Origin of the sequence: Sulfurimonas sp., from assembly GCF_029027405.1 — a bacterium.
Lineage (GTDB): Bacteria > Campylobacterota > Campylobacteria > Campylobacterales > Sulfurimonadaceae > Sulfurimonas.
Genome location: NZ_CP093396.1, coordinates 2,768,735 through 2,793,170 on the forward strand (window position 1 = coordinate 2,768,735; position 24,436 = coordinate 2,793,170).

Sequence of the window (24,436 nt, forward strand, 5' to 3'; positions counted from 1 at the left end):
ACAAAGCCTCGAACAAAAGTTCGAGGTTATAGAATACCTAATACTACTTAAAAGGCTTTCTTAAGTCTTTTACTATAGCACCTGGCACAGAACCAATGGTCATAAACTCTCCCATAGTTAAAAGTGGATAACTCAAAGCTAGATAGTATTTAGCTTCTAAGGAACTAGCTTTCCCATTCTCAATAGAAATACAATAAGGAAGAACAGTAGCATTTGCTCTACCTATCTTTTTAACGAATTTTTTTGTTCTTTTTCCTAAATCGTAACCCAAAAGTGTAGTACGATCAGAAAGTTTAAGTTCAAATATAAGAAGTTTCCCTTTTTTATAGGTTTTTGCTTTTGCTAGTAACTCTTCATTTGCTCCAAGTCCTAATTCATCTGCATCTTTATAATATGGCATACCCATCATAAAATGAAACTCGCTCAAATTATCAAATTTCAGTTTGTCTTTTGAACCTTTAAGTCCTGCGAATTCTTTATTTATAGCTTCTTTTTGAGCATTAAAAACAGCATGATTATATTGTGCTTGCATAAATGCTTTTCCAAAATAAACAGGATTTGTAAAACTAATAGTTTTTTCTTTTTTATCTACAAAAAGACGAAGTACTGCCACATGAGCACGACCTGGTTTTGCCGCTTCAGCCTTTAATGCTTCATTTGTAAAAACTATTGTCGTACCTTTTTTTACAGGTTTATAAGTTGCTAGAACTTCAAAACCAGCATTTTTAAGTTTACTCTGGGCTTCTTTAACATCTATGAAAGAGCCTTGAAGATAAGCACTAATTTCTTTACCTTCTAGTCCGGTTTTTGGTGCCTCTGGTCCAGATGCACTACATCCAGTTAAAATAAAAAGCGATACTACTACTAAACTTGCAAGTAGTTTTTTCATATCTCTTTAGCTCCCAAGCTTTTCATAATTTGGATAATTTCAGCATCTAAATCATCAACTGATTTACCCATTACTTTATCTTTTATATTTAAAGCAGCAACCCATGTTCTTAGCATTGGCATACCAATTATTAACTTGTTTGAATCTTTTTCTATATACATATACATAGAACAAGGAGCAAAAGCACCAGCATCTGGGCGACCTTTATTAAACATGTTATAAGAATATGTGAAATGACATAAAGAATAAACAAAATATGCATCATATTTATCAAACTCTAAATCAGCATCATCATATGCTTCTTTAAAGTTCTTAAATCCAGCAATAATATACTCTTTTTCTTCAAATGCTTCTTCAAAACCTTCTTGAAATTCATCAAGATAATCTTCCAAATCAGCTGGTCTATCAAAAGTTATCTCAAATTTCATCATTTTCTTTGCAGGTAATGCACTGTATTGACTTATCTCTACTTTTCCACCAATCTCTTTTTGCACTAACTCATCAAGTGCAGGGAACATCGCTTCAAACTCACTTCTAATAGCCTTATCTTTAACCCCTACAATATCAAGCATCAAACTTGGAACAATATGTCCAACATAAGTTTTATTTTCATTTTTGTTTTTATATACATGCAGGTTAAATGGTGAAAATCCACCTAATTCTGGAGCTTTTAAAAGTAACGAACGAAGCGCTTCATCATTGGCGATAGAGAAAAAACCAAGATTATCTAAACGCTCTACCCACTTGGAATCAAATTGAGGGTTTGGCTTACCATTTGCTAAAACTTTTTTACCATACTTTACTTTGTAAGCGTCGTTTATTCTAGCATGAGGGTCAGATAAGATAAAACCAATACTTTCAATCTTCTCATTTACTAGAGTATTATATTGTTTTTCTGCATTTTTCTCTACTACATTAAATCTTACTGCCTCTGCACCAAATGCAATAGTTGCAGCGATACTAAGCGCAAGTGTTGTTTTTAAAAGTTTTATTAACATTTTTTTTCCTTGAGTGGGAGTTAGCGATACTTATCACAAAGCTATCACTTTATTATTATGATAATTGTATCATAATTCATATAAAATTTTAAAATGTGTAGTTAAGACCAAGACTAAGAGCTGTTTGTGAGTGTTTAGTCTCTACATCAAATGTACCACCACCATCAGCACCAGCAAATTTTTCTGAAACTTCAGGAGCATAAGTATAGGCTAAATCAATTGAAGTTGTTTTATTTACATTATATGTACCACCAAGAGTTATGTGAGACTCTACAATAGCAGGAAAACCAAGTAGATTAAGTGCATTTTTAGAGTATCCGCCAGGTTTAGTAACATCTTGCTCTGATATTGGACTTGCTGAATAGTTATAACCAATACGAGCTGCCCAATTCGTTGTTGCATACTCATAACCAATAGAAATTACACTTTGATCATCCCAAGCAAAATCTTCATAACCAGATGCACTTGACCATTTAATTTGTTTGTAATCTAAAGCTACTGTATGTTCTTTCGTATTGTAACTAACACCAATACCAAGTTCAGCAGGTGTAGATAATTTATCATTAAGAGTTAAACCAAAGTCAGAACCTGCACTTGTGAGTTGACCTTTATATTCCATTTCAATTTCAGACTTATAAATAGCACCAATAGTAACACTTGAAATTTCATAAGATAGGCCTAAGTTATACCCAAACTGTAAATCTTGTGACACACCTGAATGTCTATTTGATGGACTATTATAATCAATATCTAATGAACCATATTGAAGTAATGGCGTTAAGCCTACACTAAAATTATTCGTTGTGTATGCTAATGGTACACCAAATTGCATTAGCTGTAAATTTGTAACCATATTATACGTTCCTGCAGCTGTATCATCTCGATAATCAACACCCATGCCAGCAGTTCCCCACATACCTATACCCCAATAAAAGTTATCATTAGCTTTGTTAGCAATAGACACAGAAGGAATTACATTCATATCTGCAGTACTTTTATCAGTATTTCCACGCATACTTCTTTCAACATTTGGCATAAAGATAGTGCCACCAAAAGAAATCTCAGTACCTTTTACTGAAGTAATTAAAGCAGCATTTGTTAAACCAGACTCAGCACCGTGAGTAACACCAATAGCCGTACCACCCATACCACGAGCTTTAGCGCCAGTACCTATTAAGTTTGAACCATTTGTAGCAAATACTGATGTTGCACCTAAAGTTAATGTAGCTACCACTGCTAATTTAATTGTTCTTTTCATTTTCTCTCCTATCGAGTAAATATAAATTATTAAGATAAATTATTATCTTGATTGGAGTCATTATATGAGAGGTTATTTTAATTATTTATTAAACTTTATTATTAAATAACATATTTATATTGTAACTTTTTTAGAAATTGATACTAAACTGAGTTAATAGTTAGTAAATTGTACTTTTTAAACTCTAAATATAGCAAATAAGCTAAAATAAGTAGTAAATTGAATAAAAATATTTAATTTAGTGATAAATTTTAAAAAATATATTTTGTGATAATAATTTCACATTGTGTATAATTGTAACAATATTATCACAATTAAATCATACATTTTTCAAATATATACGAAAGAAGTTTCTAAAAGAAGTAAACAGAGCATATTTCATAGAAAGATTAAAAAGTGTGAATATGGATAAAGTGAATAATATCTGGGAAATAAATAAAGATTTTATATAAGATGATAGTAAAGTAAAAAAAAGAGTTAAGAAATGATCAACTAGGCAGCGACCTACATTTCCACAGATGCAATCTGCAGTATTATCAGCGATGAGAGGCTTAGCTTCTGGGTTCGGAATGGGACCAGGCGTTTCCCTCTCTCTATAGCCACCTAGACAATCACATATAAAGATACCTAAGTATATTTATATGTGACTGTACGAGTCATTATTATGAGTGAGTACTCATTAAATATTAATTGTCGTGTGTTCTATGCCATTTCTAAGCATAGAATATAAAGTCAACGAACTAAATAACTATTTGTATTACGCTTTTGGAGCTTAATACACTAAACAAGGTAGTGAACGAATTGCACTCTAATTAAAGAGTATGTAAAAAAAAGACAAACGATCTATTAGTACTGGTCAGCTAAACAGATTACTCTGCGTACACATCCAGCCTATCAAGCAGTTAGTCTTACTGCGATCTTCAGGGAGAGTTCATCTTAGAGTTGGCTTCCCGCTTAGATGCTTTCAGCGGTTATCTCATCCGTACGTAGCTACCCAGCGATGCTCTTGGCAGAACAACTGGTGCACCAGTGGTACGTCCAACCCGGTCCTCTCGTACTAGGGTCAGCTCTCTTCAACTCTCCTACGCCCACGGAAGATAGGGACCGAACTGTCTCACGACGTTCTGAACCCAGCTCGCGTACCGCTTTAAATGGCGAACAGCCATACCCTTGGGACCTGCTCCAGCCCCAGGATGCGATGAGCCGACATCGAGGTGCCAAACCTCCCCGTCGATGTGAGCTCTTGGGGGAGATCAGCCTGTTATCCCCGGCGTACCTTTTATCCTTTGAGCGATGGCCCTTCCACACAGAACCACCGGATCACTATGACCGTCTTTCGACTCTGCTCGACTTGTATGTCTTACAGTCAGGCTAGCTTATGCCATTATACTCTACGAGGGATTTCCAACCCCTCTGAGCTAACCTTTGTAAGCCTCCGTTACTCTTTAGGAGGCGACCGCCCCAGTCAAACTACCCACCAGACATTGTCCTCGCACGAGATAATCGTACCGAGTTAGCTATCAGAATATTCAAGGGTGGTATCTCAAGATTGCCTCATCTAAAACTGGCGTCCTAGAATCAATGGCTCCCACCTATCCTGCACATGAATATCCCAATAGCAGTGTCAAGCTATAGTAAAGGTGCACGGGGTCTTTCCGTCTTTCCGCGGGTAGGAGGAATTTTCACCTCCACTACAATTTCACTGGATCCATTGTTGAGACAGCTCCCATCTCGTTACGCCATTCATGCAGGTCGGTATTTAACCGACAAGGAATTTCGCTACCTTAGGACCGTTATAGTTACGGCCGCCGTTTACTTGTGCTTCAATTCATGCCTTCGCAAAGCTAAGCAATCCTTTTAACATTCAAGCACCGGGCAGGCGTCACACCCTATACATCCTCTTACGAGTTAGCAGAGTGCTGTGTTTTTGGTAAACAGTCGGGAGGGACACTTTGCTGCGACCATGAGAAGCTTTTGGGAGTAAATCCCATAACCTCTCTGGCACACCTTATACCGAAGATACGGTGCTAGTTTGCAGAGTTCCTTAACAATGGTTCTTCCACGCGCCTTAGAATACTCATCTCACCCACCTGTGTTGGTTTACGGTACGGGCAACATTACATCTCGTTTAGAGGCTTTTCTCGGCACGACAGTATCAACGATTCAGTTCGCTCTCCGAAGAGATTGAACTGCCTGTAAGATCTCGGTTTCATGAAGAGCGGATTTGCCTACTCTTCAACCTACTTCCTTCGAGCCACACTTCCATCGGTGACCTCGTTTAACTCTATGCGTCCCCCCATCACTCAAATGATGTAATGTCGGTATAGGAATATTAACCTATTTGCCATCGTCTACCCCTTTCGGACTCGACTTAGGTCCCGACTAACCCTACGATGACGAGCATCGCGTAGGAAACCTTGGGTTTACGGCGAAGGGAATTCTCATCCCTTTTCTCGCTACTCATGCCTGCATGCTCACTTCCATCCGCTCCAGCACTCCTTACCGGTGTACCTTCAGCGCTGAATGGAACGCTCTCCTACCACTTGGTAGTTATACCAAATCTAAAGCTTCGGTGTTTATCTTAGCCCCGTTATATTTTCGGCGCAGAATCGCTAGACCAGTGAGCTGTTACGCTTTCTTTAAAGGGTGGCTGCTTCTAAGCCAACCTCCTGGTTGTCACAGCAACTCTACATCCTTTTCCACTTAGATAAAACTTTGGGACCTTAGCTGTTAGTCTGGGTTGTTCCCCTCTCGACATAGGATTTTATCACCCTACGCCTGACTCCCGAGGTTACACATACAGTATTCGGAGTTTGATAGGGTTTGGTACCGCGGTAAGCAGCCCTAGCCCTGTCAGTGCTCTACCCCTGTATGCTAATGCTCGAGGCTATACCTAAATATATTTCGGAGAGAACCAGCTATCACTAAGTTTGATTGGCCTTTCACCCCTATCCACAAGTCATCCCAAGAATTTTCAACTTCTACGGGTTCGGTCCTCCACTGGCTCTTACACCAGCTTCAACCTGCTCATGGATAGATCACTTAGTTTCGGGTCTGCAGCATCTAACTATGTCGCCCTATTAAGACTCGCTTTCGCTACGGCTCCCCGTTAGGTTAACCTTGCTAGATACCACAACTCGCAGGCTCATTATGCAAAAGGCAGTCCGTCACACTTGTATTACAAAAGTAATTCAATAGTGCTCCGAATGATTGTAAGCCATAGGTTTCAGGTTCTATTTCACTCCGCTCACCGCGGTCCTTTTCACCTTTCCCTCACGGTACTTGTTCGCTATCGGTCTAGTAGTAGTATTTAGGGTTGGAGGGTGGTCCCCCCATATTCAGTCAAGATAACACGTGTCCCGACCTACTCGTTCCTTAGTCTAGTACCATATAAATGTTTTCGCTTACGGGAGTATCACCCTCTATGCTCACTCTTTCCAAAGTGTTCTGCTAACATCTATATTATCACTAAGTGCCCTATTCCCATTTCGCTCGCCGCTACTTTGGGAATCTCGTTTGATTTCTATTCCTTCAGGTACTGAGATGTTTCACTTCCCTGAGTTCGCCTCTATATAAATATAGATAACATGAATCGCTCCATGCTGGGTCGCCCCATTCAGAAATCCCCGGATCAAAGCTCTTTGGCAGCTCCCCGAGGCTTTTCGCAGCCTAATACGTCTTTCATCGCCTCTACTAGCCAAGGCATCCACCTATGGCCCTTAATATCTTTTTTATTATTCTAATTTGCGTTCACTACCTTGGTTAATGTACTAATACCATTACTGATATTTTAACTAATCAAGTTAGTAATTTGTTTATTGTAGTTATTTAGTTTATAATTAATAATTTACTTATCTTATAATTTAATATACGATATGTTTCTTATTATTATATGTTGACTTTAACAATTATAATTTAATGAACAAGACTAATATAAATAGAAGTCTAATAAAAAAGCTAAATCTCTTTAGTTCTTTTATTAGGTTTCTTATTTTTGTGTCTTACTTGTTTTTCGAAGTAGTTGTATTTGAAAAGGTGGCGAAGAATACTTTAGTATCTGAGTCAACTTTTCAAATGCAAATGCTCGAAAAATGGTGGGCCTACCAGGACTTGAACCTGGGACCTCACCCTTATCAGGGGTGCACTCTAACCAGCTGAGCTATAGGCCCTAAAGTGTATATTTCATTTCAAATGAATTCTGATCACTGAAAACTAAGCAAGTAATAAACATTAATAACAACTGTGAGATTTTCTTTTTGTATGAAGTAATCAAACGAATGATTCTTCTTTACTCTAGAAAGGAGGTGATCCAACCGCAGGTTCTCCTACGGTTACCTTGTTACGACTTCACCCCAGTCGCTAATTCCACCGTAAGTGGTAGCCTCCCGAAGGTTAGCTTCCCAATTTCGGGTGAAATCAACTCCCATGGTGTGACGGGCGGTGAGTACAAGACCCGGGAACGTATTCACCGTAGCATTGCTGATCTACGATTACTAGTGATTCCAGCTTCATGGAGTCGAGTTGCAGACTCCAATCCGAACTGAGAGACGCTTTAAGAGATTAGCTCCACCTCGCGGTATCGCAACTCTCTGTACGCCCCATTGTAGCACGTGTGTAGCCCTAGCCGTAAGGGCCATGATGACTTGACGTCGTCCTCACCTTCCTCCTTCTTGCGAAGGCAGTCTCCTTAGAGTGCCCAGCTTAACCTGCTGGCAACTAAGGACGAGGGTTGCGCTCGTTGCGGGACTTAACCCAACATCTCACGACACGAGCTGACGACAGCCGTGCAGCACCTGTTTTCATGCTCCCCGAAGGGCACCTCTGTATCTCTACTGAGTTCAATCAATGTCAAGGCTAGGTAAGGTTCTTCGCGTATCTTCGAATTAAACCACATGCTCCACCACTTGTGCGGGTCCCCGTCTATTCCTTTGAGTTTTAATCTTGCGACCGTACTCCCCAGGCGGAACACTTAATCTGTTAAGTGCATCACCGAGATGACAAGCATCCCGACGACTAGTGTTCATCGTTTAGGGCGTGGACTACCGGGGTATCTAATCCCGTTTGCTCCCCACGCTTTCACGCCTTAGCGTCAGTAATGTTCCAGGAGATCGCCTTCGCTTTCGGTATTCCTAGTGATATCTACGGATTTTACCCCTACACCACTAATTCCATCTCCCCCTCCCATACTCTAGGTTAGTAGTTTCAAATGCAGTTCTACAGTTAAGCTGTAGGATTTCACATCTGACTTACCAACCCGCCTACGCGTCCTTTACGCCCAGTGATTCCGAGTAACGCTTGCACCCTCCGTATTACCGCGGCTGCTGGCACGGAGTTAGCCGGTGCTTATTCATATGCTACCGTCATTTTCTTGACATATAAAAGGAGTTTACACACCGAAATGCGTCATCCTCCACGCGGCGTTGCTGCATCAGGGTTTCCCCCATTGTGCAATATTCCTCACTGCTGCCTCCCGTAGGAGTCTGGTCCGTGTCTCAGTACCAGTGTGGCGGATCATCCTCTCAAACCCGCTACCCGTCATTGCCTTGGTAGTCTCTTACACTACCAACTAACTGATGGGATATAGTCTCATCTCGAAGCGAAAAAACGTTTACCAACTCTACTTATGTAGAGAAGGATTATTTGGTATTAATCATCGTTTCCAATGGCTATCCCAATCTTCGAGGCAGATTAACTATATATTACTCACCCGTGCGCCACTCGTCAGCAGAAAAGCAAGCTCTTCTCTGTTACCGTTCGACTTGCATGTGTTAAGCACGCCGCCAGCGTTCACTCTGAGCCAGGATCAAACTCTCCATAATTATTGGTCTCCTTGAAAAGGAACAAGTCCCTTCTCAATTCCTCTCACTGAAGCTAGAAACTAACAAGTAGTTTCAGATTTAGTTTAAGTAGATTCCAAATCATGTAAAGTATGTATTGCTACATATTACTGATCTTTTGCCCAAGAATTAAAATTCATTGGCTTATTGTTTTATAGTCTAAACTAACTACTGCTTAAAGTATTAGTTACGACTTTTTGTTGTATGTTCTATGCCATTTCGAGCATAGAATAATAGTATCTATTACTATTTGGGAACCAAACATAACCTAAGTTATATCTGGTAACTAATAGAATAGACGGTTGTTGTTATATTAGTTATTTCTAAGTAATACTTCCAACTTAATAGTTATTATTAAGTCTATTACTTGCTTAGTTTTCAATGATCTCAAACATCTTTTGGTTAACTCCTATCGAAGTCTCCCGTGAGCCTAAACATTAGGTCTCTGTGTTTGTGGATGGGAATTATAGACAAAGCAACCTTCAATGTCAATAGTATTTAGAAGAAATATGAAGATTTACATTAGAGTGTTTATTTTCAGTATTAATTATTAAACTTGTTCCTAAGTTCTTATATATAGTATAGAGAAATTTTGTTTGTTGCTATGCATTAACTCTTTATATATAAAATTCTCTTAACAAAATAATTTCTTAGGAGGAAAATATGGGACTATATGACCGTGATTACGCTAGAAGCGATTCATCTACTTATGAAAATGTCGCAAAAAGCGACACACAAATTATCTCTTTTGTAAAAGAAACATATAAGCTCTTCGCAGCTTCTATGATGGCCGGAGCAGTTGGTGCTTATGTTGGTGTTCCTATGGCAGGAGCAATTGCAGCATGGTTTTTACCACTGTTTTTATTAGAGATCGGACTATTAATCGGTCTTCACTTTGTAAAACATAAGCCAGGGATTAACCTTGTAGTTATGTTTGCTTTTGTATTTATGACAGGTTTAATGCTAGCTCCTTTGCTTGCTCGTACTCTTGGCATGAGTGGCGGTGGTGCAATTATTGGTAATGCCTTTGCTATGACATCAGTAGTTTTCGGAGCAATGAGTTTTTATGCTATTAAAACTACCAAAGACTTTACATCTTATGGTAAACCTTTAATGATCGCTCTTTTTGTTGTTATTGGCTTTTCTGTCATAAACATATTCTTGGGTAATCCAATGTTAAGCGTTATCATATCTGGAGCTGTTGTATTTTTATTTAGCATCTTGGTAGTTTATGATACTCAAAATATTATGAGAGGTGCTTATGAAACTCCAATAGACGGAGCAATTGCACTTTATTTAGACTTTTTAAATATCTTTACTGCATTATTGCACTTATTTGGAATATTTGGTGGCGATGACTAAAAATCAACTTTCACCCGAACTTTTTCGGGTGTGTGATGCAAACTTGAATCGCTTAAAAGAAGGTATTCGCGTTGTAGAAGATATAATGCGTTATCGTGACAATAACAAAACTCTCTCAAAAAAACTCAAAGAACTTAGACATAAAGCAAGAATTCAAGAGACTACAGAACTTTTGACTAACAGAGATAGCATTAATGATGTTCTTCGTCCATCTACAAAAAGTGAGCAAACCAGAACAGACATAAAGAGTATAATTCTTGCAAACTTTAAAAGAGCTCAGGAATCTTCCCGTGTTTTAGAAGAACTTTTTAAACTTAATAATATCGCTTATAGTGAAAATTTTAAATATATAAGATACGAACTTTATACTCTTGAAAAAGAAATAATACTTAACGAGAGTGAATAAAAACAACTTCAAATTCTAAATAATTTAGAGGATATTCATTTAAAAGTTTTTTCGTTTGTTTATAATCTAGTACTTTTCTTGCACCACTTACTCCACTATTTTTTATATACTTAAACATCTCTCTTGTTGAGTGAAACTCTAATTTATACTTAACAACTTCAAAACTTGCGTCAAAGTATTTTTTTTGAAGTTTATTTATTGTACCTACACTTCTTAAAAGTGGTTTTATAGATGCTGTTTCACTTAAAGTTTTAAAAGTATTTTGCGTAAAAACAGCTAAAGCTACTGGTGCATTCAACTCTTTTATATTTTTAAACACCATCTCAAGGTCATCTGCCCACTGCAAAGCAGATGCTGAAAAAATATAATCATAACTATATGTTGATAAGTTTTCAAAAAGTGTTTTATCGTTAAAGTCACCATAGATGCATTCACAATTTTTTGCTTTTGGATGTAGTTCAAGCATGCCAGCCGCGAAATCTACACCTGTAAAATGTTTATACTTCCATGTAAGGCTGTCATGTAAACTACCACTACCACAACCTAAATCTAAAATATTTCTAGGTTTTCCTTTAACATTTTTGAGTAGTTTTTTTATGACTTTTTTTTGGATTATATTATAGCTACCGTACTCCGTAGCATGTTTTGAAAATTCTGAGCTTACCTTCATCTTTTGTTACTAACTAAAGAAACTATAAAAATAACTAAAATAGACAACACGATAGTAGCCCCAGAAGGAAGTGAGAAGTAAAAAGAAAGAGTCATACCAGAGATAACACTAAGTAGAGCAAAAACTAAAGAGATAAGAATTGTCTTTACAAAACCCTGTCTAAACTGAAGTGCTGAAACAGTAGGTATAACCATCAATGCCCCAATAAGTAAACTCCCAACAACCCTAATAGAAAGAGCAATAATAACAGCAACAATACTCACAAGTAAAAAGTTTAATAATTTGACTTTTATTCCGCTTGTTTGCGCTACTTCTTCATCATAAGCAATAAAATAAAACTCTTTTGAAAAGGCAAGTAGAACTCCTAAACACAGTACTCCAAATATTGCTATTGTCCAAACATCTTGTGTACTTACAGATAGAATGGAGCCAAAAAGATAAGAAAATAGTGAGTTGTTAAAAGCACCGCCTAAAGAAACTATGATTACTGCTATTGCCAAAGAACCAGATAGCATTATGGCTAAAACAGCATCTGAGTACAAAGAAAACTGACCTCTTAAATACTCGATAAGCCATGCCGATAAAATAGATACAATCACAGCCATCCAAATAGGGTTCAAGCCTGCAACCAAGCCAACAGCAACACCAACAAGAGCTGCGTGAGCAAGAGTTTCACTTATCATAGAGTAGCGTCTAAGTACAATAAAAGTTCCACTAACAGAAGCAAGAACGGCAATAATCATACCTGCCAAAAAAGCTCTTTGCATAAAATCGTAGGAAAGCATTTCACTCATCTTAATGCCCATGCTTATGGTTGTGAAGTAAATGAGCATCTATACCGTAAAGCTCACTCATCTCTTCACAACTCAAAGCTTCTTTTGGGTTATTGCAGATTGTTGCTTTTTGATTAATCGTAAAGAGCCTAGCTATATCATCTGCTATCACGCCTATATCGTGGGTAATAAATAATATTGTTATTTTTTCATTTGTATTTAATTCTTGTAAAAGGGCATAAAACCTTTTTTGTGAAGGAACATCCACCCCTGTATTTGGCTCATCTAAAATCAAAATTTCTGGTCTGGATGCTAATGCTCTAGCTATCATAACTCTTTGTCTTTGCCCGCCAGAGAGTGTTCCAATCATCTTATCTTTTAACTCGCTAACATCCATTTTTTGCATTGCATCTAGGACGATTAATTCATCTTCTTTATTAAAACTTTTAAAAAAACCTTTTTGCGAGATTCTTCCCATCTTAACAACATCTTGCACAGTAGCAGGAAACGAGGCATCTACATGAGTCGCTCTTTGAGGAACATAACCTATCTTCCCCCACTCTTTAAACTTTTTGATTTTTTTTCCAAAGATTCTAACCTCGCCACTAGTGGGAGCATCTAAGCCTAAAAGAATTCTAATTAGTGTTGTTTTTCCGCCACCATTTGGTCCAATGATTGCAATATACTCTGCGCTATAAATCTCCAAAGAGATGTTTGAAAGTATCTCTTGACCTTTTATTTTAAAAGTAAGATTTTTTACATCAAAGATAGGAAGTGAAAACTTCATTCACATTCCAAAGCTTTTGAGATTTTTTCTAAATTTTCTAGCATTATGGTTTCATAAGAGAGTTTTTTATCAGCTTCATCACGCGTGATATTTCCTAAAGGTTGAAGAACATCAACGCTAACTTGTGCCTCGTTCGCTATGCTTTTTATAGCCTTATCACTTACAAAACTCTCAAAAAATACGGTTGATATGTTATGCTCTTTTATGTGCTCTATAAGTCTAACCATACTCTTAGCACTTGGCTGAGCATCTGGAGAAAGACCACTTAGTGCTTCAATACCAAAACCATAGTTTTTACTTAAATACGAAAATGCATTATGATTTACTATGATTGTGTCTTTTTTACAATTTTCAAGTGTTGTTTTATACTTAGCATCTAGACTTTTTAACATTTTTATATAATTATCTCGATTTGTCTCAAACAGCTCTTTATCTTTTGGAGATAATTTTATAAACTCTTTACAAATAAGCTTCGTTGCAATAATCATGTTTTGTATATCTAACCAATAATGTGGGTCAGATGCTTCATCTTCATGGTGAGCATGATGAGAGTGTTCATCAATATCTAGACTATTAAGCTTCACATATTTACTCATATCAACAACTCTCGACTTAAACTCAAAAGAGTGTGTCCAAGGTTCAAGTCCCGCTCCACTGTAAATAACTAAATCGCTCTGTAAAATCTTAGCCATTAATTTTGGCGTTGGTTCAAAACTATGAGCATCTACACCAAAAGGCAAAATCGTAATAATGTCAAAAGTCTCTTGTGAAATATGATTAGCAATATCATAGATACTAAAATTAGAAATAGCAATACTTTGTTTTTGACTTTGTTGTTCTAGCTCTTTATCTTTTTTTGAAACATACATCTGTAAAAGAAAAGTAGCAATAACTAAAATAAAAATAACATTTCTAAAATCTTTCATAATTGTCCAATATTTTTCTGAAATTATATCCAATTTTGTAATAATTAAATTATTTGGGTATAATTCGCAACTTTCAAACTGCATGGAAAATAAATCGCACTAGTGCGATGGGCTTCCTGCCAAAGGAAACCAAGCGTTAGCGTAATTAAAGGAATTTATAAATGACAACTAGTTTTTTACTTATTGTTCAGATAGTTTTAGTCGTAATACTAGTAATAGCTGTACTTTTACAAAAAAGCTCAAGCATAGGTCTTGGCGCATATAGTGGCTCTAATGAGTCTGTTTTTGGAGCTAAGGGACCGACTGCTTTTTTAGCAAAAGCTACATTTCTTATAGGTTTTTTGTTTGTTTCAAACACCATTGCTCTAGGGTACCTTTACTCAAGTAGTGCTCAGGCATCTGTTGTAGACAACATAGTTGAGACAACAAAAGTTGTAGCACCAAATGCGACTACTCCTATTGAAGCACCACTTGCTGCTCCTGTTGCCAAAGAAGCAACTCCAACGACAAATACAACAAAATAGTTGCGATTTCGCAACTATTTCTATCCTTTAAACTATTCTCGCTACAATATCATACTAATTTTTCAAACAACAAGGAAGATAAATGCTAAATGAAATACATGACGAATGTGAAACTAAAATGACATCAAGCATAGAGCATATGCAAAGAGATTTTAAAACACTTAGAACAGGAAAAGTTACAACTTCTGTTTTAGATAATGTAAAAATTGATTATTATGGAACTCCAACTTCTTTAGATCAAGTTGGTTCAGTAATCGCTGTAGATGCAACAACTATTGTAATTAATCCTTGGGAAAAGAATTTGTTATCACTTATAGAGTCGGCAATCTCTTCAGGTAATGTCGGAGCAAGTCCGAATAACGATGGAGATCAAATAAAACTATACTTTCCTGCTATGACAGTAGAGCAAAGAAAAGAGTCGGTTAAGCAAATGAAGGGAATGGGTGAGAATGCAAAAGTTTCTATTAGAAACGATAGAAAACACGCGAACGACCAAATAAAAAAACTTGAAAAAGATAAAGAAGTCACACAAGATGAATCAAAATCTGCTCAAGATTCTATACAAAAAACAACTGATAAATTTACTACAAAAATAGAAACTATTTTAAAAAATAAAGAAACAGAAATACTAAAAGTTTAATTCAGTTAAAGGTAAGCAAGATGGATGTTAAAAAAATATATATGGATGCAGATGCTCTTTTAGAAGGGCATTTTAAGCTTAGCAGTGGAAATCACTCACAGTTTTATCTACAATCTGCAAAAGTGTTAGAAGACCCAAAAACTGCAAAAACTTTAGCAGATGCACTATCTAAAGACATCAAAGAAAGTGGACTTAAGATAGATACAGTCTGCGCTCCTGCACTTGGTGGACTCATCGCAGGTTTTGCCCTAGCTCAGGCTCTTGGTGTTCGTTTTATATTTGCTGAGAGAGTTGATGGTGTTATGAATATTCGTCGTGGCTTTGAAGTAAGTAAGGGCGAAAAAGTTTTAATGTGTGAGGACATCATTACAACAGGTGGTTCTGCCATGGAAGCGGCTAAAGTTGTAAAAGAACTTGGTGGCGAAATAGTTGGTGTTGCAGCACTCGCTAATCGTGGTTTTTGTAAACGACAAAACAATAGCATCCAAACAAAACCTAACTGCAAACTTCCTCAAGACATACCATTTTTTGCTCTTGCTGATTTTACATTCGAAATGTACTCTCCAGATGCTTGTCCATTGTGCAAAGATGGAAGTAAAGCTATAAAACCAGGTTCTAGAGGCAATTAGCTAGTAGTCCGAAAAAGGAACAAGTCCCTTTTTCTTCTTACTTTATATTATATTTTAACTGACAAGTAAGCATTCTCTCAACTAAAACCCGTGCCACTTCTTTTTTTCCATCAACTATAATATCTACACCTAAATCTTTTAGTGTATTCTTATGCTCTAAAGAAGTAACTTTTACTATAAGGTTTATATCTTTAGTATGGTTTAAAACTGCTTCACAAACTGCTCTTTTTTTATCAATATTATCAAGTGTAACTATCACAGCAGCCGAACTTTCAGTATGAAGTGCCTCAAGCATTGAAAGTTTTGACATATCACCAAGGTAAGCTTCTAGTCCTCTATCTAATGCTTCTTGAACATGTTTTGGAGAGTTGTCTACAATAATATATGGAGCTTCTAACATGTCTAAATCCTTAGCAACAAACTTACCAACAACACTATATCCACACACTATAACATGGTTTTCTCGCGTGGAAAACTCTTTAACATCTAGTGACATATACTCTTCATGCGTAAAATAATCAACAATCGCATTGATGCGAGTTAGAAAAAATGGTGTTACCATCATAGAAAATATAACTACAAGAATAAATAGTGCGCCTAATTCTGGCTCCAATAAGTTACCAGAAAAAGCAACTGCAAATATTACAAAAGAAAACTCTCCAACTTGAGATAATGCCAATGCTGTTTTTAATGAAGTTGAATGCTCAGAAGTTATGCGAAGTAAAACATAAATGATAATAGTTTTTAAAACTAAAACTAAAGCAAAGATACCTACAATTAAGATGATATTGTTCATAAAGAAGACTACATCAATTTTCATACCAACAATAATGAAAAAAGTTCCTAAAAGTATATCTTTAAAAGGTGCGATATCAACCTCTACCTTATGATGATATTTTGTGTCAGCGATTATCATTCCAGCTACAAAAGCACCTAAAGAATAAGTAAAACCCATAGATGAAGCCAAAAGCGAAGCGCCTACAACTATAAACAAAACAGAACCCATAAACAGTTCATCAACCTCACTTGAAGCAGAAAACTTTAAGAGCCAAGTCATAACTCTTTTTCCAACTACAAAAAGCAAACCAATAACCACAACCGCACTCAACGCTGTATCTCTTAATATTATACCAATTGAGTGATCGCCACCTGTTGTTAAAAACCCAAATAAAATCAAGATGGGAATAACTGCTATGTCTTGAAAAATAAGTATTCCTGTTGCTCTTTGTCCGTAAGGAGAGTGAATCTCTTTTGAATTTTTAAGATAACTTAAAACTACTGCTGTTGAAGATAGAGCAAAAGCGAGAGCAAGGACTAGAGCAGAAATCTCTTTCATACCAAAGACATAATGGCTAATAGCATAAACAACAAGAGCAGTAAAACCTACCTGCATAAAGCCATTTAAAAATATTTCCTTTTTCATGCTTCCCATCTTCTCTAAGGATATCTCAAGACCAATAGTAAACATCAAAAAGACAATACCAAATTCGCCAACATACTCTAAGCTATGAGAGTCATTCAAATATCTCAAGTCAAAAGCATAAACTAAAATAGTACCTGTTATTATATATCCAATAATTGATGAAACGCCCATTCGTTTTAAAAATAGGTTTAAAACTGTTGAGACACCAAGTGCCATCACAATATAAAGAAGAGTCGAGTCCATCAAATACCTTATATTTTTTAAAAACATTATATACTAATTAAGTGTAACTATACATATTTTAAGAGATTCTATACTATACTTCGCGATTATTAAAATCTTGTTGGAGTGTTTTTTATGACTAAATTTATTTTTGTTACTGGTGGGGTATTAAGTTCTCTTGGTAAGGGAATTACGGCTGCTAGTGTTGGTACTTTACTTAAACACTCAGGTAAAAAAATCGGTATGCTAAAAATAGACCCCTATATAAATGTTGACCCTGGAACTATGAGTCCGCTAGAACATGGTGAAGTTTTTGTTACAAAAGATGGAGCAGAAACTGACCTTGACATAGGAAATTATGAGAGATTTCTTGATAGCTCTTATCTAAAATCATCTAACTTTACAACAGGACAAGTATATTCTAGCGTTATCGAGCGTGAGCGTGCTGGTGGTTATCTTGGTCAAACTATTCAAGTTGTTCCTCATATTGTTGGCGAGATTGTAAATCGCATAAAAAAAGCGGGGAAAGGTCATGAAATTCTTATTGTAGAACTTGGGGGGACTGTTGGAGACATAGAGGGCTTACCTTTTATGGAAGCAATCCGTCAAATGAAACATGATGATGAAGTTGCTGGAACTTTTTTTATCCATGTAACTCTTATACCTTACATAAAAGCAGCTGGAGAAATGAAGTCTAAGCCAACTCAACACTCTGTTCAAGAACTTCGTCGTATCGGAATTACTCCTCAAATGATTATCGCAAGAAGTGAACGACCTCTTCCAAAAACATTTAAAAAGAAACTTGCAATGAGTTGTGATGTTCCACAAGATAGCGTTATTGAAGCTTTAGATGCTGCTACAATCTACGATATTCCTGTTACATTTTTAAGACAACATATCTTAAAGCCTATTGCCAAAGAGTTATCCCTTGGCGAGTTAGACCCAGATATGGGAAAATGGGATACTTTAGTTAAAAAAATAGTTCAACCACAAAACAAAACTGTTGTGGGTTTTGTTGGAAAATATCTTGAACTTAAAGAAGCATATAAATCTTTGACAGAATCTTTAATCCACGCAGGTGCTCACCTAGATACTAGAGTTGAGATTAATTGGGTCGATAGTGAAGAGATAGAAGAAAGAGGAGCCCAAGAACTTTTAGGCGATTGTGATTCTGTTTTAGTTGCTGGTGGTTTTGGAAACCGCGGTATTGAAGGTAAAATCAAAGCGATACAATACGCAAGAGAAAACAAAGTTCCTTATCTTGGCATCTGCCTTGGAATGCAACTAACACTTGTCGAGTATGCTAGAAATGTTTTAGGTCTTGAAGGTGCTAATTCTATTGAGTTTGATAAAGACACTCCGCATCCAATGATTTATCTAATCGATAACTTCTTAGATCAAAGTGGAGGCACTCAACTTCGTACTCATAAATCTCCAATGGGTGGAACTCTTCGTCTTGGAGAGTACCCTTGTGATACAAAAGCTGGTTCAATCTTAAGAAATGCCTACAACGGAGAAAAAACTATCTTAGAGAGACATCGTCATAGATATGAAGCAAACCCTGCCTATCGTAAAGAGTTAGAAAAAGCAGGTATGCTTGTAACAGGAGAGTCTAATGGGCTAATAGAAACTGTTGAGATTAAAGATCATCCATGGTTTTTAGGTGTTCAGTTTCATCCAGAATTTACCTCTAGACTTCAAACTCCAAACCCTATTATACTAGACTTTGCAAAAGCTAGTTTAAACGCTCAATAATTAAGGAACCTCGAATTTATTCGAGGTTAACAAAACTTGAAAACACTAAATAAACAAGAACTTTTTGATACCCTTTCCTCTCGTTTTAAAGATGAAGAAAAAAAACTTTCACAAATTCCGAACCCTGCTCTACTTCAAGATGCTAGTAAATCAGCTACAAGAATTTCCAATGCTATTGCCAACAAAGAAAAAATCACTTTGGTTGGAGATTATGATGTTGATGGAGTAAGTTCAAGCGCAATAATGGTAGATTTTTTTAGACAAATTCCTTATCCTCTTGAAGTTATCATACCAAATCGATTTAAAGATGGATATGGAGTATCTCCTAGCGTTTTACAAAGAGTAGATGCTGAGTTAGTTATAACAGTTGACAATGGCATCTCCGCCATTGAGGCTGCAAAAATTTGTAAAGAAAAAAATATTGACCTCATCATAACAGACCATCATACTCCTTCAAAACTTTTACCAGATGCTTATGCTATTGTCGATCCTAAATTACAAACATGTGAGTATCCTTTTAAAGATATTTGTGGAGCGCAAGTCGCGTGGTTGCTTTTAGCACTTGTTAAAAAAGAGTTGCATCTAGACATTGATATGAAACAATTTTTAGATATTTTGGCAATTGCAATTATTGCAGATATTATGCCTCTTATTGATATAAATCGCACTCTTGTTAAAGTTGGTTTAAAAGTTTTAATGACCTCACCTCGCCCTTCTTCTATTATCATAAGAGATTTTTTAAACAAGTCATATATTTCTAGTGAAGATATTGCCTTTATGATTGCTCCTCGAATAAACTCTGCTGGAAGACTCGAAGATGCTTCAATAGCTTTAGAGTTTTTTACAGCAACAGATACAAACAAAGCCTACAAACAGTTTGAACTTTTAGGTAAACTAAATGACTTAAGAAAAGAAACAGAAGTCCAAACAACAAAAGAAGCAATTATCAAAGTAGATACAACTTCTAATATTATTGTTGTTGCACATGAAGGTTGGCATGAAGGTGTTGTTGGCATAGTTGCAGCAAGACTTGTTGATAAGTTTGCAAAACCTGCCATAGTCTTAAGTATAAAAGATGGAGTAGCAAAAGGAAGTGCTAGAAGCATTGGCGAAGTAAGCATCTATGAACTAATAAAAAAAAATGAACACTTGTTAACTAAGTTTGGCGGACATAAAATGGCAGCTGGATTAGGGCTTAATGAGCAAAACATAGATGCCTTTAGAGATGCGATAAACAAAAGTGCATCTAAACTAAGTCCTAATGATTTTTTACCTAAAGAAGATGCTCTTGGTATTTTATCTACCGATGAGATAGACTTAGAACTCTTAGACCTACTACAAAAGTTTGAACCTTACGGAGAAGCAAATCCTCGTCCTTCATTTTTACTCCAAGATGCTGAGGTGGTTAGTATAAAACTTATGGGAAGTGATAAATCACATTCAAGAATACAAATAAGACAATATCCACATCAGAGAAAAACTCTTGAACTCATTGCTTTTAGAAGAGTTTACGAGATGCCAGCAGATAGAAAAATAACTTGCAAATATTCAGTTACTAAAAATGAATTTAACAACAGAGTTTCTGTACAACTTCTTATAGATAAGATTTATTAAATAATGAACAAAAAAAAAGACCATGTTTATGTTTGGCCAATATATACTAGAATTATACATTGGCTTATTGCTCTATCTTTTACTTTTTCTTTTATTTTTTCACTCCAAGAAAACCTTTTAAATCTTCATGTTGGAATAGGAATTATTTTTGGCTTAATGCTATTATATAGAATATTATGGGGCTTTATCGGCCCTAGATATGCAAAATTTTTCACCTTTAAACTCTCTTTAGTAGAATTAAAATATTACTTTGTTCAAAAAGTTCAAAATCGTTTCAGAGAGATTCCCCCAGGACATAATCCTGCTTCAAGTTGGTTTACTATTATTGTAGTCTCACTTGGTACTCTTATCTCTATAACAGGACTTTTACTTTACGGTATCCAAGAAGGAAATGGTGTCCTTGGTTTTTTAAATAATCATTATTATAAATATATGTTTATACTCTTAGATATTCACACTTACTCTTCATACATCTTACTAGCATGGGCAATTATTCATGTATTGGGTGTTTTAACGGAACAGTTTTACCACAAAACTAATATGGTTTTTGCAATGATAACGGGATATAAAAAAGCAAAAGGGGAAGATTCTAAGACAGGAACAATAAAAAGAGGACTTACCTATGTGTTTCTTTTTGTATGTACTATGGTCTTTTTTGTATCCATTTACGACAGAAATAATATCTTTGTAGCAAATAAACACGAACCTTTACTTTATGAAAGAGACAATCCTATATACTTTAAGGAGTGTGGTGCTTGTCATAATCCATACCCACCATTTATGCTTCCTTCTTCTTCATGGCAAAAAATACAGCGTGGTCTTAAAAATCATTTTGGTAGAAAAATCACAGAACTCGAAAAAAAAGATGATAACAAAATCTCTTTGCAAAATCAAAAACTTATATTTGAGTATCTTAAAGCAAATAGTGCAAATAATAGCACAAGAGAGATTTCTATTAAAGTCATCAATTCTTCAAATGCTCAAAGTGGACGAATATCCTTTTCAAAAACAAGATACTGGAGAGATACACATAAAAATATTAAACATAGCGTCTTTAAATCTGATAAAATCAAGACAAAGTCAAACTGTTTTGCCTGTCATAAAGACTTTAATAAAGGGATGATTGAGGATATTGATATCATAAAGTAAAAAATATTTTACTAAGTATGTGATTAAGTATTAGTTGAAGTTATTTATAAGATAAATTTTATTATAATTTTAAATATGTGATTTTTTTGTGATAAAGTAAAACTTTATTAAATAAGAATTATTTTTAAAATATGAATAGGAGGTATCACTTATGAAAGTAGAGGTCTCAAGAAGAAAATTTCTTCAAGGCACTGTTAGTATGAGTATACTAGGTGCATCTGCCTTAAGTACAAATTTATTATCAAACAATCATTCGCCAAGCGTAGCACGAGGAACAATTTCATTTCAAAATACTAAAACAGGAACAGGAGAAAGTTATGATATAGCTACTCTTTGTGAAATGTGTGTAAATAAATGTGCTGCATTAGCAAGAGTTGAAAATGGCATCGTTACAAAACTAAATCCCAATCCAATGTTTCCAAAATCTAAAAATATGTTATGCGCTAGAGGAAATGCTGGCATCCAAGCACTTTATGACCCAGACCGATTAAAATTTCCAATGATACGCATCGGGGAAAAAGGTGAGGGTAAATTTAAAAGAGTTACATGGGATGAAGCTTACGAAGCTATCCTAAATGGAACAGATAAATTCACAGGTCTTTCACAAATACTAGAAGAAGAAGAAGATAACCGTTCATCTTTACTTTTTTGTGCAGGTGAAGGAATGGCAGAACACACTTTTAAACAATTTTATCAAGCCTTTGGTTCTGCTAACTGGCTAAATCATGCTTCTATATGTTTACAAACCGTTGCATCTGGTTATGGTGTAACTATTGGGGCTTATCCACAAGCTGACTTAGACAATGCAAAATATATTATTATGGCTGGAGCAAATAGAGCAGAAGCTATCATTACTCCTGATACTATGGATGCTTTTAAAAGAACTAAAGGTCGTGGAGCAAAGCTTATTTGCATCGACCCTAGATTTACAAATACTGCGGCAAAAGCAGACAAATGGTTAGCTATAAAACCTGGAACTGATTTAGCTTTTGTTTTAGCTTTAACTTATGTAACTATTACTGAAAAACTATTTAACAAACAATATGTAAAAGATAATTTTAAAGGTTGGGATGAATACAAAAATAGTGTTTTATCAAACAAATATACTCCTGAGTGGGCCGAGCCTCTTACGGGCATAAAAGCTAAAGATATTTACACCATCGCGAGAGAGTTTGCGGCAGCAGCTCCTCAAGCTATCTACTACCCAGGAAGAAGAAGTACCTTTGCTAAAAATGACTTTCAACTTCGCCGTGCAATGGCAATTTTTCAATCAATGCATGCAGGGATAGACACAAAAGGTGGTCTTATTTTTGGAACTGGCTTACCACTAAAACCACACGAAGGCTTACAACCTCTTTATGAAAAAGCAAAGGCAAGAGCAATTGTAAAAATTACAGATAAAGAAGGACATGTTGGATACAGTGACTGTGCTGTTGTTTCTGGAGGTGGTTCTTGGATTGGTTGGAGAAACAGATACTTAGAGAATGTTATGCCATATAAGGTTAGGGGTATGTTTTGCTATAAACATAACCCTATGATGAATATGCCAAATACCGCAAAAACAGCCGAGATGCTAAAGAGAATGGAGCTTGTTGTCACAATAGACACAATGCCAAGCGATACAGTGATGTATGCTGATGTTGTACTTCCTGAGTGTACTTATTTGGAAAGAACTGACCCTATTAAAACATTTGGCGGGATTGAGCCATCTTTTGCTCAAAGAAACAAAGTAATAGACCCTATGTTTGAAACAAAACCAGTTATCGATATCATGCGTGGCTTAACAACTAAAATATCTAAACCTCTTTTTGAAATCAGTAAAAAATACGATGAAGAGATTCAAGATGCCATAGAAGATGAAGGCGAAGAAGATACATATGCTGAGTTTGACTTAACACTTCCGTTTAAACATTCACAAGAAGAGTTAAATCATCATACTTTAGCTATGTATATTGGAGCCGCAGAGAAACTTCACAAAGATGGTGTTTTTTATCCTAAACAAGATAGATACTATAAACAACTCTCAGCAAATGAATTTCAATATTATCCTGAAGCAAAAAAATATTACCAAACAAATGGTGGTAAACCAAAAACTCCATCTGGAAAAGTTGAGTGTGTTATAGCTTCTTTTACAGCCAAAGGTATAGATGCTATGCCAATTTGGAGAGATGAATATGAATTTAGCGTTCCAGATGGAAAGTTTAAACTTCTAACAGGTCGTCATGCACAGTTTACTCAAAGCGGAACAGGAAATAACTCAATGTTAAGAGATTTAATGCCTGAAAACTTTATATGGATAAACAAACGCATTGCAAAAGAGCGAGGCATAAACTTTGCAGACATGATTGAAGTTAGTTCAAAAGTTGGAAAAACTCATCTCAAAGCATACCCAACTGAAAAAATTGCTCCAAATCAAGTCTTTTTTGTTCATGGCTTTGGTCATGAAAGTGAAGCTTTAACTTGGGCATATAAAAATGGTGGTAATGATAACATGGTTATCGAAGATATTACCGAACCTGTTTATGGCGCAGCGGCGATGCATGAAACTAATGTTGAAATAAGAAAGGTGTAACT

17 protein-coding genes, 1 tRNA gene and 3 rRNA genes are annotated in these 24,436 nt (G+C 36.0%); 9 read left to right on the forward strand and 12 right to left on the reverse strand.

What is annotated here, in order from left to right:
* Positions 1 to 43: 43 nt before the first annotated feature.
* The 7 genes from MOV42_RS13690 to MOV42_RS13720 all read right to left on the reverse strand — a co-directional run bounded on the left by MOV42_RS13690 (position 44) and on the right by MOV42_RS13720 (position 8,964).
* Complete coding sequence (locus MOV42_RS13690) at positions 44 to 889, reverse strand: hypothetical protein (RefSeq protein ID WP_324171726.1); 846 nt, start codon at positions 887 to 889, stop codon at positions 44 to 46.
* Complete coding sequence (locus tag MOV42_RS13695) at positions 886 to 1,887, reverse strand: hypothetical protein (RefSeq protein WP_324171727.1); 1,002 nt, start codon at positions 1,885 to 1,887, stop codon at positions 886 to 888. The genes MOV42_RS13690 and MOV42_RS13695 overlap by 4 nt, the downstream gene beginning before the upstream one ends.
* A gap of 88 nt (positions 1,888 to 1,975) precedes the next feature.
* The gene (locus MOV42_RS13700) at positions 1,976 to 3,145 is read right to left on the reverse strand and encodes an OmpP1/FadL family transporter (protein WP_324171728.1); all 1,170 of its coding nucleotides are present in this window, start codon (positions 3,143 to 3,145) and stop codon (positions 1,976 to 1,978) included.
* 491 nt (positions 3,146 to 3,636) lie between these two features.
* A 5S ribosomal RNA gene (gene rrf / locus MOV42_RS13705) occupies positions 3,637 to 3,752 on the reverse strand.
* 218 nt (positions 3,753 to 3,970) lie between these two features.
* A 23S ribosomal RNA gene (locus MOV42_RS13710) occupies positions 3,971 to 6,878 on the reverse strand.
* 359 nt (positions 6,879 to 7,237) lie between these two features.
* Positions 7,238 to 7,314, reverse strand: a tRNA-Ile gene (locus tag MOV42_RS13715).
* A 128-nt stretch (positions 7,315 to 7,442) separates the two neighbouring features.
* Positions 7,443 to 8,964: ribosomal RNA gene (locus tag MOV42_RS13720) — 16S ribosomal RNA — on the reverse strand.
* The 16S, 23S and 5S rRNA genes sit together here with 1 tRNA gene alongside, the layout of an rRNA operon.
* Before the next feature lie 681 nt (positions 8,965 to 9,645).
* Here MOV42_RS13720 and MOV42_RS13725 point away from each other — a divergent pair.
* Together MOV42_RS13725 and MOV42_RS13730 are read left to right on the forward strand one after the other, a co-directional pair.
* Complete coding sequence (locus MOV42_RS13725) at positions 9,646 to 10,344, forward strand: Bax inhibitor-1/YccA family protein (RefSeq protein WP_324171729.1); 699 nt, start codon at positions 9,646 to 9,648, stop codon at positions 10,342 to 10,344.
* On the forward strand, positions 10,337 to 10,750 hold the full coding sequence (locus MOV42_RS13730; protein ID WP_324171730.1) for a thiamine-phosphate pyrophosphorylase: 414 nt from the start codon (positions 10,337 to 10,339) through the stop codon (positions 10,748 to 10,750). The genes MOV42_RS13725 and MOV42_RS13730 overlap by 8 nt, the downstream gene beginning before the upstream one ends.
* Here the strand turns inward: MOV42_RS13730 and MOV42_RS13735 are convergent.
* Genes MOV42_RS13735 through MOV42_RS13750 form a run of 4 tightly spaced genes read right to left on the reverse strand, consistent with a single transcriptional unit; the run spans position 10,734 to position 13,906 of the window.
* The gene (locus tag MOV42_RS13735; RefSeq protein ID WP_324171731.1) at positions 10,734 to 11,420 is read right to left on the reverse strand and encodes a methyltransferase domain-containing protein; all 687 of its coding nucleotides are present in this window, start codon (positions 11,418 to 11,420) and stop codon (positions 10,734 to 10,736) included. The genes MOV42_RS13730 and MOV42_RS13735 overlap by 17 nt on opposite strands.
* The gene (locus MOV42_RS13740) at positions 11,417 to 12,214 is read right to left on the reverse strand and encodes a metal ABC transporter permease (protein WP_324171732.1); all 798 of its coding nucleotides are present in this window, start codon (positions 12,212 to 12,214) and stop codon (positions 11,417 to 11,419) included. The genes MOV42_RS13735 and MOV42_RS13740 overlap by 4 nt, the downstream gene beginning before the upstream one ends.
* Position 12,215: 1 nt before the next feature.
* Positions 12,216 to 12,980: a metal ABC transporter ATP-binding protein gene (locus tag MOV42_RS13745; protein ID WP_324171733.1), complete on the reverse strand. Its 765-nt coding sequence runs from the start codon at positions 12,978 to 12,980 to the stop codon at positions 12,216 to 12,218.
* Positions 12,977 to 13,906, reverse strand: coding sequence for a metal ABC transporter substrate-binding protein (locus MOV42_RS13750; RefSeq protein WP_324171734.1), 930 nt, complete (start codon positions 13,904 to 13,906; stop codon positions 12,977 to 12,979). The genes MOV42_RS13745 and MOV42_RS13750 overlap by 4 nt, the downstream gene beginning before the upstream one ends.
* A gap of 161 nt (positions 13,907 to 14,067) precedes the next feature.
* Between MOV42_RS13750 and secG the strand changes: the two genes are divergently transcribed.
* The 3 genes from secG (at position 14,068) to pyrE (ending at position 15,699) form a co-directional block, all read left to right on the forward strand.
* The gene (secG, locus tag MOV42_RS13755; protein ID WP_324171735.1) at positions 14,068 to 14,430 is read left to right on the forward strand and encodes a preprotein translocase subunit SecG; all 363 of its coding nucleotides are present in this window, start codon (positions 14,068 to 14,070) and stop codon (positions 14,428 to 14,430) included.
* 82 nt (positions 14,431 to 14,512) lie between these two features.
* A complete protein-coding gene (frr, locus tag MOV42_RS13760; protein WP_324171736.1) occupies positions 14,513 to 15,070 on the forward strand; it encodes a ribosome recycling factor in 558 nt (185 codons plus the stop codon).
* Positions 15,071 to 15,090: 20 nt separating this feature from the next.
* Positions 15,091 to 15,699 (forward strand): orotate phosphoribosyltransferase, encoded by a 609-nt coding sequence (gene pyrE / locus MOV42_RS13765; protein ID WP_324171737.1) that lies wholly within the window; start codon positions 15,091 to 15,093, stop codon positions 15,697 to 15,699.
* Between the two features lie 37 nt (positions 15,700 to 15,736).
* Here pyrE and MOV42_RS13770 read toward each other — a convergent pair whose 3' ends face one another.
* Complete coding sequence (locus MOV42_RS13770) at positions 15,737 to 17,365, reverse strand: cation:proton antiporter (RefSeq protein WP_324171738.1); 1,629 nt, start codon at positions 17,363 to 17,365, stop codon at positions 15,737 to 15,739.
* Between the two features lie 114 nt (positions 17,366 to 17,479).
* Between MOV42_RS13770 and MOV42_RS13775 the strand changes: the two genes are divergently transcribed.
* The 4 genes from MOV42_RS13775 to MOV42_RS13790 all read left to right on the forward strand — a co-directional run bounded on the left by MOV42_RS13775 (position 17,480) and on the right by MOV42_RS13790 (position 24,434).
* Positions 17,480 to 19,099 carry a CTP synthase gene (locus tag MOV42_RS13775; RefSeq protein WP_324171739.1) on the forward strand — a complete coding sequence of 540 codons (1,620 nt, stop codon included), beginning with the start codon at positions 17,480 to 17,482 and terminating at the stop codon, positions 19,097 to 19,099.
* Between the two features lie 36 nt (positions 19,100 to 19,135).
* Entirely contained in the window at positions 19,136 to 20,713 is a 1,578-nt protein-coding gene (gene recJ, locus MOV42_RS13780; RefSeq protein WP_324171740.1) for a single-stranded-DNA-specific exonuclease RecJ, read from the forward strand.
* A gap of 3 nt (positions 20,714 to 20,716) precedes the next feature.
* Positions 20,717 to 21,862 carry a cytochrome b/b6 domain-containing protein gene (locus MOV42_RS13785; RefSeq protein ID WP_324171741.1) on the forward strand — a complete coding sequence of 382 codons (1,146 nt, stop codon included), beginning with the start codon at positions 20,717 to 20,719 and terminating at the stop codon, positions 21,860 to 21,862.
* A gap of 151 nt (positions 21,863 to 22,013) precedes the next feature.
* Complete coding sequence (locus MOV42_RS13790; protein ID WP_324171742.1) at positions 22,014 to 24,434, forward strand: molybdopterin-dependent oxidoreductase; 2,421 nt, start codon at positions 22,014 to 22,016, stop codon at positions 24,432 to 24,434.
* The last annotated feature ends 2 nt before the right edge of the window (positions 24,435 to 24,436 follow it).

What these genes read in the sequence shown, in the direction of transcription:
- MOV42_RS13740 (WP_324171732.1), bottom strand. Translation starts at nt 12,214, where the DNA reads ATGAGTGAAATGCTTTCCTACGATTTTATGCAAAGAGCTTTTTTGGCA.
- MOV42_RS13790 (WP_324171742.1), top strand. Translation starts at nt 22,014, where the DNA reads ATGAAAGTAGAGGTCTCAAGAAGAAAATTTCTTCAAGGCACTGTTAGT.
- MOV42_RS13730 (WP_324171730.1), top strand. Translation starts at nt 10,337, where the DNA reads ATGACTAAAAATCAACTTTCACCCGAACTTTTTCGGGTGTGTGATGCA.
- MOV42_RS13775 (WP_324171739.1), top strand. Translation starts at nt 17,480, where the DNA reads ATGACTAAATTTATTTTTGTTACTGGTGGGGTATTAAGTTCTCTTGGT.
- MOV42_RS13690 (WP_324171726.1), bottom strand. Translation starts at nt 889, where the DNA reads ATGAAAAAACTACTTGCAAGTTTAGTAGTAGTATCGCTTTTTATTTTA.
- frr (WP_324171736.1), top strand. Translation starts at nt 14,513, where the DNA reads ATGCTAAATGAAATACATGACGAATGTGAAACTAAAATGACATCAAGC.
- MOV42_RS13785 (WP_324171741.1), top strand. Translation starts at nt 20,717, where the DNA reads ATGAACAAAAAAAAAGACCATGTTTATGTTTGGCCAATATATACTAGA.
- secG (WP_324171735.1), top strand. Translation starts at nt 14,068, where the DNA reads ATGACAACTAGTTTTTTACTTATTGTTCAGATAGTTTTAGTCGTAATA.
- MOV42_RS13770 (WP_324171738.1), bottom strand. Translation starts at nt 17,365, where the DNA reads ATGGACTCGACTCTTCTTTATATTGTGATGGCACTTGGTGTCTCAACA.
- MOV42_RS13700 (WP_324171728.1), bottom strand. Translation starts at nt 3,145, where the DNA reads ATGAAAAGAACAATTAAATTAGCAGTGGTAGCTACATTAACTTTAGGT.
- MOV42_RS13725 (WP_324171729.1), top strand. Translation starts at nt 9,646, where the DNA reads ATGGGACTATATGACCGTGATTACGCTAGAAGCGATTCATCTACTTAT.
- MOV42_RS13745 (WP_324171733.1), bottom strand. Translation starts at nt 12,980, where the DNA reads ATGAAGTTTTCACTTCCTATCTTTGATGTAAAAAATCTTACTTTTAAA.
- MOV42_RS13735 (WP_324171731.1), bottom strand. Translation starts at nt 11,420, where the DNA reads ATGAAGGTAAGCTCAGAATTTTCAAAACATGCTACGGAGTACGGTAGC.
- pyrE (WP_324171737.1), top strand. Translation starts at nt 15,091, where the DNA reads ATGGATGTTAAAAAAATATATATGGATGCAGATGCTCTTTTAGAAGGG.
- MOV42_RS13695 (WP_324171727.1), bottom strand. Translation starts at nt 1,887, where the DNA reads ATGTTAATAAAACTTTTAAAAACAACACTTGCGCTTAGTATCGCTGCA.
- MOV42_RS13750 (WP_324171734.1), bottom strand. Translation starts at nt 13,906, where the DNA reads ATGAAAGATTTTAGAAATGTTATTTTTATTTTAGTTATTGCTACTTTT.